This is a genomic window from Methylobacterium sp. WL120 (assembly GCF_008039465.1).
Lineage (GTDB): Bacteria > Pseudomonadota > Alphaproteobacteria > Rhizobiales > Beijerinckiaceae > Methylobacterium > Methylobacterium cerastii.
The window spans coordinates 1-8,621 of sequence record NZ_VRUT01000179.1 but is presented as its reverse complement, the minus strand read 5'-3'; the positions used below and the strand labels follow the sequence as shown (position 1 = coordinate 8,621).

Genomic DNA, 8,621 nt, shown 5'->3' with positions numbered 1-8,621 from the left:
GGCCCGGCGGGCGCGGTGGTCGGCGGCGCCGAGGCGACGCCCGAGGGCGCGGTGATGGTCCTGTCCTCGAAGGGCGGCGTCTGCTCGGCCGTGGTCGTGGCCCCCGACGCGGTGCTCACCGCCGGCCATTGCGCGGCCGCGGGGCTGGAGCACCGCGTCCACTTCCGCGACGCCTCCGGGCAGCCGGTCCTCGTCGCGGTCGCGGCCCGGGCGGTCCATCCGGGCTACGATGCCGGGGCGATCGCCGGCCGGCGCCGCTCGATCGACCTCGCGCTCCTGCGCACGGACACGCCGCTGCCGTCGCGCTTCGCCCCGGCGACGTTCAGCGCCGCGAGCCCGCGGGCCGGCGAGACCCTGACGCTCTCCGGCTACGGCGCCGACACGCCCGGCGACCCACGCTCCACCGGCACCTTCCGCAGCGTCGCGCTGCCGGTGATCGAGCCGCACGGCCCGAGCCGCATCCTGGTCTGGCTGAAGGGCCCGGGCCGCGCCGGCGGCTGCCAGGGCGATTCCGGCGGCCCGGTCTCGGACGGATCGGGCGTCGTCGCCGTCACCGCCTGGATCGGCGGCGCCTGCGGCGGCCTCACGCAAGCCGTGCTCGTCGCGCCGCAGCGGGACTGGCTCGACCGCACGCTGGCCGGCTGGGGCGGCGCGGCGCGCTGGCGCTGAGCGGACCCACTCCCTCAAGGAACGGAACCTTGGCCGACGGATTGCTTTACGTTACGCTTGAGTCCCACCGGGCCGAGTGCGCCTTCGGCCCCCGGAGTGAACGATGCTCGCCACTGTCCTCCGCGGCGCCCTCCTCGGCGGTTTGTCCCTCGGCCTGCTGAGCTTTCTGCCGGCGCCGGCCTCGGCCGTGATCAACGGCGCGGTGACCCGCGACCCCAACGGCACGCGTAACTTCGTCGTCCGGATCGAGAGCACGCTCGGCGAGATCTGCTCGGGCACGCTGATCGCACCCGACCTCGTGCTGACGGCCGCCCACTGCGTGATGCAGCCGGCCGGCTACAGCATCGTGGCGGTCGACCGCGGCTTTCGCCAGCGCCGGGTCTCCGTGATCGCCGCCTCGATGCATCCCGACTTCGTGCCCGGCACCACGCCGGAGGACCAGCCGGGCATCGACCTCGCCCTGCTCAAGCTCGAGCAGCCGCTCGGGGCGGACTACGCCCCCCTCGATCCGCGCGGCGCCGGGACGATCGGCAACGGCGACGCGGTCGACATCGCCGGCTTCGGCGTCGTCGCCGAGAACCGCCGCAACAGCGCACGCACCCTGCGCCAGGCCCACCTTGTCTCGATCGGCTCGCTGCAGGTCGCCAACCGCGTCACCGTCGTCACCGACCGGCGCCGCATGGCCGAGACCGCCGGCGCCGGCGCATGCCTGGGCGATTCGGGCGGCCCGATCCTGTCGGGCGGTCCCGGCGGCTACCAGATCGTCGGCGTCGTGAGCTGGTCCAGCGGCGCGATGCGCCAGGACGCCCGCCACCGTACCGCCTGCGGCGGCTTCACCGCAGTGACGCCGGTGGCCGAGCACACCGGGTGGATCGCCGCCCGCTCGGCGGAACTCGCGCGGATCGAGGTCGGCCAGGCGATGCCGGCCGGCCGCGGCAACCGCTCGGACTGGATGGCCCGGCCCGGCCGCGCCCGCTGAGACCCACCATCTGATCTTGGAATGGCGGCGAAACACACGGTCGTCGTACCGGCTGCGGGTCGATCGCCGGGAGTGGCGGCGCGATTGTATTTTCAATTCAGTGGATGATACCGCTGGCAGCATCGGCATCGGCGCATCCGGGCCCCGCAAACCCGATGCGCCTTCGTGCAAGGGTATCGTTCATGTTCGACGGTTCGACACCCGTCACGCCTTCGCTCGCCTCGGCGCTGAACGCCTTCGGGTTCGTCGGCGTCTGGGAGACGAACGTCGCGTCGGGGCGGTCGGTGCTGGATGCGGGGGCCTCCAGCGTGATGGCGGGCGACGCGTCGTTGGCCGGAAAGCCGCTCACCCTCGACGAGGCGCTGGCCCGCATCCATCCCGAGGATCGCGATTGGGTCTTCGCACAGATCAAACGGGTGCGCCGGACAGGCGGGACGTTCGCCGCCGAGTTCCGCATCCTGACGCAGGCCGGCGAAATCCGCTGGATCCGGAACCGCGGGCATCTGGTGCCCACGGCAAACGGGATGCACGGCCACGGCGCCTACGTGGACATCACGGACACACGTCCGAATTTCAGCGTGCTGTCCGGGCCGAAGCTTCGCATGCTGCCTCCGTCCGACCCGCTGGAGCAGGCCGCCGACCAGATCCTCGCCGCGCGCCTGGCGATCGACCGCACCGGGCAGACGCGGCTGCGGACGCTCGTCGACACGCTCCTCCTCGAAGTCGGCCGGGCGCTGGCGAGGCGCCCGGACGCGTGAGGCCGGCGCGAGACCCGCGCCGCCCCGCCCTCAGGCGAACTTCAGCAGCTTGATTGCGGCGAAGTCCTGCACGCCGCCCCCGACGCGCTTGGTCGTGTAGAACAGCACGTAGGGCTTGGCGGAGTACGGGTCGCGCAGCACCCGCAGCCCGGTGCGGTCGACCACGAGGTAGCCGCGGCGGAAGTCGCCGAAGGCGACGGCGAGGCTGGCCGGCCCGATGTCGGGCATCGCCTCGGCCTCCGTCACCGGGAACCCGAGCAGGGTCGCGGCCCGGTCGGCGGCGGTCGGCGGCAGCCAGAGGTAGTTGCCGTCCGCGTCCTTGAACTTGCGGATCGCGCTCTGCGTGCGCCGGCTCATGACGAAGCCGGCATTCTGGCGGTAGCCGGCCTTGAGGCCGTAGACGAGGTCGAACAGCACGTCCGCGGGGTTGGCCGCCGGAAACGCGCCGGCCGCGCCGGTGCCGACGATGCCGACCTTGCCCGGCACCCAGGCGTCGTTGGCCACGGTGTCGTAGCTGAGGAAGCCGCGCGGGCGGCTCACGCCGTTGCCGGTGACGAAGGCGACGCCCTCCTGCTCGGAGAACGCGGTCTCGACCTCGTCGGCGAGCCAGGCGTCGAGATCGACGACGGCGTCGTCGAGGAGCGTCTGGGTCGCCGCCGGCATGGCGTAGAGCTCCATCGCCGGGAAGTTCAGCTCCGACAGCACCGGCCCGTCGGTGGCCGGTCGCGGCGCGGCCTCGCCGATCCAGCCGGCGGACGGGGCGCCGGTGGCCACCGCGCGCTTGTACTGCCCGCCCGAGATGGTGCGGACGCTGGCGATGGCGCGGATCGGCGACAGGGCGGACAGGCGCTTCAGCACCTCGCGCTCGATCGTCTGCGGCACCAGGTAGCCGCCGTCCGGGCCGGAGCCGGCCGAGAGCGCCTTGGCCTCCAGGCCCTTCAGGCCGCCGCTCTCGCCGGCCCGGACGTAGAGATCGAAGGCTGCCTTGTGCTCGTCGGTCATCGCGTCCCGCGGCTGCTCGGGGCGGTCGAGCGGCGGGCGGGCGCGGTCCAGGGTGATGCGGTCCAGCCGCGTCCGGGCGCTGTCCAGGGCCGCGTCGATCCGCGCCAGCTTCTCCTCGGTGAGCACGTCCGGCCCAAGGCGGCCCTCGATCTGGCCGAGCCGGATGTCGTTGGTCTCCTTGAACGCCTCGAAGGCCTGGGTCAGCCCGTCGAACGCGTCCCGCGCGGTGCCCGGATCGGAGGCGGGCCGCCCGGCCTTGTTCTCCAGGAGCGCGAAGTCGGACTTGGTCTCGAAGGTATCGTGACGGGTCATGGGAACCTCACCGTTGGAAAGCGAAGGGAAATGGAGGTCGGCGGACGCCGCCGCCGGGTGCCAGCCGCCGGGCGAAGGCGCGCAGCTCCGCCGGCAGCGGCGCTTGCGCGACGCGGGCGCCCGGCTGCAGCGGGAAGGTGACGAGCGAGATCTCCCAGAGGTCGACCGCGTGGAGCTGGCGGAAGCCGCCGCGCGGGCGGGCCGCCACGGTGCGGAAACCGATCGACAGCCCGTCGAGGGCGCCGTCGCGCATCAGCGCGTCGACCTCGCGCGCCCGCTGCACCGCGAGGTTGAGGCGGCCCTCGACGCGCAGGCCGCGCGCGTCGTCGGCCAGCGCCTGCCAGCGGCCGATCGGCTCGGCGGGATCGTGCTGCCACAGCATCCGCACCCCGGCGGCGCCGCGCTGCCGCAGGCTCGCGCCGAAGGCGCCCGCCTGCACCACGTCGCGCCCGAGGTCGGGCACGCCGAACAGGCTGGCATAGCCGGTGAAATGGCCGTCCATGGGCGGTCTCCGAAGCGAACACGGGCAGAAGGCAGGCGTGGCCCGCCGCGTCAGGCGGGCTCGGGCGGGTAGCCCACCGCCTCGCGCTTCTCGGCCGTCGTCAGGAAGTCCGCCGCCTGCACCCGGCGCCAGAGCGACTCGCGCTCGGTCGCCAGCGCCTCGATCGCGTCGAGGTCGGGTTCGAGGCGGAGGTCGCCGAAGGCCGGCGCGAGCCAGTGGGCGAGCGCCTCCGCGGTGCGGCGGGCGAGCGGCACCAGGGTCTGCCGGTAGAAGGCGCGGTTGGCCTCGGCGTAGTTGGCGTGGGTGTTGTCGCCCGGAAGCCCGAGGAGCAGCGGCGGCACGCCGAAGGCGAGCGCGATCTCGCGTGCGGCCGCGGCCTTGGCCTCGACGAAGTCCATCTCCTTCGGCGAGAGCGCCAGCGGCTTCCAGTCGAGCCCGCCTTCGAGCAGCAGCGGCCGCCCGGCGTTGCCGGCGCCCTGGTAGTTCGCCTCGAGCTCGGCCTTCAGCCGCACGAACTGCGCCTCGCTCAGGGACGCCCCGGCCCCGGCGAAGACCAGCGCGCCGGAGGGGCGCGCGGCGTTGTCGAGCAGCGCCTTGTTCCAGGCGCCGGCCGCGTTGTGGATGTCGAGCGAGACGGCCGCCGCCTCCATCGGCGACAGGCCGTAATGGTCGTCGGTGGGGTGGAACAGCGCGAGGTGCAGGATCGGCGGCACGGCGCCGGACTGGTCGTAGACGACGCGGCGCCCGCCGACCTCGTAGACGTAGCCGGCGGGCCAGCCGTCGGCGCCCGGCACTACCCGCATCCGGTCGGGGCGGAGCGCGAACAGCTCGCGCGGGACCCCGTCCAGCGACACCGCCTCCAGGTAGGCGTTCCCGGACACCATCAGGTGCCCGTACAGCGTCTCCAGCAGCCGGGTGCCGCCCTCGCGCGGGTTCGGCCGCGCCAGCAGCGCGGCGATCGGGTGGTCGACGGCCTCCGCGCCGGTGACGACCAGCGGGATCGTCGCGGCGCCCTCGGCGACGAGGCGCACGGCGCGGTGGACGACGGCGTTGCGCTGGTAGCCCTCGCGGGCGAGCGCCGTCCCGTCGCGGGCGGTCCAGACGGCGCGGGCGTCGCCGTACAAGGCGACGCCCGGCCCCCCGAGGGGCGCGGCCTTCACGGCCGGCACGTAGCCGGCGGCGCGCGCCAGCCGGGTGAGCAGGGTCGGCATCGGGCGCCTCCTTGGAATGGAAGTTTTCCTATGTCTCATGGGTCGAAACCCATGAGGTCCGGCGGATCGCCGCCGCCCCGCAGTCGCGGGGGCAAGACCTCGATGAGCCGGGCTCATCGAGGCTTGTTCAAAAGCTTCGGATCCGCGGCTCGGCGCGGGGGGCGAGCAGCAGGTGCGTCACCGCCCAGACCAGGGCGTCGAGGCGGTCGGGCGAGGCGCCGGACGAGAGCCCGTCCGGCCCGAAGTCGCAGAGCTCGTCCTCCAGCGCCGGCAGCGCGCCGACGTGGCGGACGCGGCCCTGCGCATAGAGCAGCGAGACCGGCTCGGCCCGCAGGTACTTCCCGCGGGTGGCGCGCACCGGCGTCACCGGCACCGCGGGATCGCACTGGGCGAGCACCGCGGTCGCCATCTCGCCGCCCTGGTTGACCTCGACCACGAGTCCGTCGGCGCCGAGCCGGTGGTAGAGCGCCAGCGCGGCGTTGGCCCAGGCCTGCGGGCCGGCCCGCGCCAGGGTCGCGTCGGCGAGCACGTAGGCGGTGTCGCCGAGCGCACCCACCGCGACGATCCCGCAGGCGTCGGCCGAGCGGCCGGAGCTCGCCGGCGGGTCGACCGCGACGACGATGCGAGGCAGCTCGGGCGCCGCGGCGACGCGGGTCGCCTCGATGATGTCCCGCGTCCACAGGGCGTCGGGCCGGTCGTCGATCAGTTCGCCGTCGAGTTCCTGCCGCCCGAGGCGGGTGCCGGCGTAGCGCCCCACCACCGCCTCCAGGAAGGCGGGGGCGAGGTTCTGGGCGTTGTCGGCGGTGCGCGCCTGGGTGACCACGGTGCGTGGGTCGGCGATGAGGCGTCGGATCAGCGGGATCGGCCGCGGCGTGGTGGTGACGAGGTTGCGCGGGCGGGCGCCGAGCCGCAGCCCGAATTGCAGCATGTCGAAGGTGACCTCCGGCCGCCGCCACTTGGCGATCTCGTCGGACCACGCAGCGCCGAATTGCGGGCCGCGCAGGGAATCCGGCTCCTCGGCCGAGAACGCCGTCGCCACCGCGCCGTTGGCCCACTCGACGCGGCGCCGGCTCGGCGACCAGCGCGGGCGGGCGCCGCGTTCGGGCAGGCCGAGGAGGCCCGACGGCCCCTCGACCATCACGTCGCGCACGTCGGCGAAGGTCTCGCCGACCAGCGCGATCCGGCCGATCGCCGCGTCGGTGAAGGCCGGGTCGCCGCGGGCGAGCGCGTCGACCCATTCCGCCCCCGTCCGCGTCTTGCCGCAGCCGCGGCCGCCGATCACCGCCCAGGTGGTCCAGTCGTCCTCCCAGGGCGGCGGAAGCTGGTCGGGCCGGGCCTGGTGGAGCCAATCAAGCGCCAGCGCCCGCAGGAGCGGCGGCGGCAGGCTCGCCAGGAAGGCCGTCATCCGGCCGCTCGTCGCGGCATCGTCCATAGCGGCCCGCGATCTCCGCGCGGAGGCCCGCAAGGTCGAGGGCGGAAGGGTCGGGTGTGCGGCCATCCCCCTCCCCTTCGATCGTAAGGTCGTCGAGCAGGCGCTTGAGGCCGCCGAGGTCGCGCAGCACCCGTGCCGAATCGACCACCGCGGCGCCCTCGCCCCGCAGCGCCTCGTCGAAGGCCGCGATCTGCCGGCCGATGTGGGCGCGCAAGGCCGCCCGCAGCGTCGGCAGGTCGGCGGCGGCCAGGCCATGTTCGTCCAAGGCGTGCTCGTCCAAGCCATGTTCGTCCAAGGCGTGTTCGGCCCCGGCGTGCTCGACCGCGGGCCGCACGACCGCGTCGGGTTCCGTGCTGGCCGGCGTGACGCCCTTGGGTTGAAGCTCCGGACCGCGCCGTGGGCGGGCGAGACGATGCAGGGCGGCCAGCCTCGGCGGCGACGCGTCCCAGTCCCGCCGCCGCTTCCGTATCGGGCGCCAGTTCTCCGCGCGGTTCCACTTGCACAGCGTACCGAGCGACAGGCCCGTGGTGAGGGCGATCGCGCTGAGGGTGAGGTCGCTCTCGCGCATCAATCGCGCGGCGGCCTCGCGCAGCTCCGGCGGCACCCGGTAGTTCGGACTGCCCATCGCCGCCTCCCGAGCCGTCTCGTCACACTTCTGGAGCGTGCGGTTCTTATGCCGGAGGAGCGTGCCGATGTCAAGCACATAATCCTTTTATCGGCCTTTTGTCCTTTGCGCTGCGTTTGCTCGGAGCCTGCGCTTCGTGCGACGACCCCGGTTGACCAAGCGGGCTGGAGCGCAGATCCCGAGAATGCCGGACGCGACGCACGACACCCTCGCCGCCCTCCGCCGCGGCGACCTCGCGGGCGCCCGCACCTTGCGCCTGCCGGCCGCCGGACTGACTGCGTTTCCACCCGAGATCTTCGGGTTGGCCGACACGCTGGAGCTGCTCGACCTCTCGGGCAACGCGCTCTCCGCCCTCCCGGACGATCTCGGCCGCCTCAAGCGGCTGGAGGTGTTGTTCTGCTCCGGCAACCCGGTCTCGCAGCTTCCGCCGGCCCTGGGGAATTGCACAGCGCTGAGCCAGGTCGGGTTTCGCGGCTGCGGGCTGACGGACGTGCCGGGCGAGGCGCTGCCGCCGCGCCTGCGCTGGCTGACGCTCACCGACAACCGGATCGCGCACCTGCCGGACGAACTCGGCGCGCGCCCGAGGCTGCAGAAGCTGATGCTCTCGGGCAACCGCCTGCGCACCCTCCCGGACAGCCTGGCGGGTTGCCAGAACCTCGAGCTGATCCGGCTCGCGGCCAACCGCCTCGACGCCCTGCCCGCCTGGCTCACCGCCCTGCCCGGCCTCGCCTGGACCTCGTGGGCCGGCAACGCGTTCGAGGGCGACGCGCCCCGCTCCGCGGCGGCCGCGATCCCGTTCGCCGACCTCGATCTAGGCCCGCTTCTCGGCGAGGGCACGTCGGGCCGGGTCCACCGCGCGCTCTGGCGTTCGGGGGCGACGCAGCAGGCCGTCGCGCTCAAGCTGTTCAAGGGGGCGATGACCAGCGACGGCCTGCCCGAGCGCGAGATGGAGGCGTGCCTCGCGGCCGGCGCGCACCAAAACCTCACCGGGGCGCTTGGGCGGATCACCGACCATCCGGACGGGGCCGACGGCCTCGTGATGCCGCTGCTGCCGCCGGGCTGGCGGGTGCTCGCCGGGCCGCCGAGCCTCGCGAGCTGCAGCCGCGACGTCTACGACCCGGCGCTGCGCAT

General features: G+C 74.0%; 9 protein-coding genes. 4 read left to right on the top strand and 5 right to left on the bottom strand.

Annotation, left to right across the window (positions count from 1 at the left end; genetic code table 11):
- The 3 genes from FV229_RS23125 to FV229_RS23115 form a co-directional block, all read left to right on the top strand.
- A partial coding sequence (locus tag FV229_RS23125) for a S1 family peptidase (RefSeq protein ID WP_147754207.1) occupies window positions 1-669 on the top strand: 669 nt, incomplete at its 5' end.
- A gap of 103 nt (window positions 670-772) precedes the next feature.
- Window positions 773-1,648, top strand: a complete 876-nt coding sequence (locus FV229_RS23120; RefSeq protein WP_147754206.1) for a trypsin-like serine protease — start codon at window positions 773-775, stop codon at window positions 1,646-1,648.
- 182 nt (window positions 1,649-1,830) lie between these two features.
- Window positions 1,831-2,406 carry a PAS domain-containing protein gene (locus FV229_RS23115; RefSeq protein WP_147754205.1) on the top strand — a complete coding sequence of 192 codons (576 nt, stop codon included), beginning with the start codon at window positions 1,831-1,833 and terminating at the stop codon, window positions 2,404-2,406.
- Between the two features lie 30 nt (window positions 2,407-2,436).
- Here FV229_RS23115 and FV229_RS23110 read toward each other — a convergent pair whose 3' ends face one another.
- The 5 genes from FV229_RS23110 to FV229_RS28275 form a co-directional block, all read right to left on the bottom strand.
- Window positions 2,437-3,720, bottom strand: coding sequence for a phage major capsid protein (locus tag FV229_RS23110; protein WP_147754204.1), 1,284 nt, complete (start codon window positions 3,718-3,720; stop codon window positions 2,437-2,439).
- Window positions 3,721-3,727: 7 nt separating this feature from the next.
- Window positions 3,728-4,222, bottom strand: coding sequence for an HK97 family phage prohead protease (locus FV229_RS23105; RefSeq protein ID WP_147754203.1), 495 nt, complete (start codon window positions 4,220-4,222; stop codon window positions 3,728-3,730).
- 50 nt (window positions 4,223-4,272) lie between these two features.
- Window positions 4,273-5,433, bottom strand: coding sequence for a phage portal protein (locus FV229_RS23100; RefSeq protein ID WP_147754202.1), 1,161 nt, complete (start codon window positions 5,431-5,433; stop codon window positions 4,273-4,275).
- Between the two features lie 127 nt (window positions 5,434-5,560).
- On the bottom strand, window positions 5,561-6,838 hold the full coding sequence (locus tag FV229_RS23095) for a terminase family protein (RefSeq protein WP_246688305.1): 1,278 nt from the start codon (window positions 6,836-6,838) through the stop codon (window positions 5,561-5,563).
- Window positions 6,783-7,469 carry a hypothetical protein gene (locus tag FV229_RS28275; protein WP_246688304.1) on the bottom strand — a complete coding sequence of 229 codons (687 nt, stop codon included), beginning with the start codon at window positions 7,467-7,469 and terminating at the stop codon, window positions 6,783-6,785. The genes FV229_RS23095 and FV229_RS28275 overlap by 56 nt, the downstream gene beginning before the upstream one ends.
- A gap of 205 nt (window positions 7,470-7,674) precedes the next feature.
- Between FV229_RS28275 and FV229_RS23085 the strand changes: the two genes are divergently transcribed.
- Window positions 7,675-8,621 (top strand): leucine-rich repeat domain-containing protein (locus tag FV229_RS23085; RefSeq protein ID WP_147754200.1); only part of this gene is annotated, 947 nt, incomplete at its 3' end.

What these genes read in the sequence shown, in the direction of transcription:
- FV229_RS23120 (WP_147754206.1), top strand. Translation starts at nt 773, where the DNA reads ATGCTCGCCACTGTCCTCCGCGGCGCCCTCCTCGGCGGTTTGTCCCTC.
- FV229_RS23115 (WP_147754205.1), top strand. Translation starts at nt 1,831, where the DNA reads ATGTTCGACGGTTCGACACCCGTCACGCCTTCGCTCGCCTCGGCGCTG.
- FV229_RS23110 (WP_147754204.1), bottom strand. Translation starts at nt 3,720, where the DNA reads ATGACCCGTCACGATACCTTCGAGACCAAGTCCGACTTCGCGCTCCTG.
- FV229_RS23105 (WP_147754203.1), bottom strand. Translation starts at nt 4,222, where the DNA reads ATGGACGGCCATTTCACCGGCTATGCCAGCCTGTTCGGCGTGCCCGAC.
- FV229_RS23100 (WP_147754202.1), bottom strand. Translation starts at nt 5,433, where the DNA reads ATGCCGACCCTGCTCACCCGGCTGGCGCGCGCCGCCGGCTACGTGCCG.
- FV229_RS23095 (WP_246688305.1), bottom strand. Translation starts at nt 6,838, where the DNA reads ATGACGGCCTTCCTGGCGAGCCTGCCGCCGCCGCTCCTGCGGGCGCTG.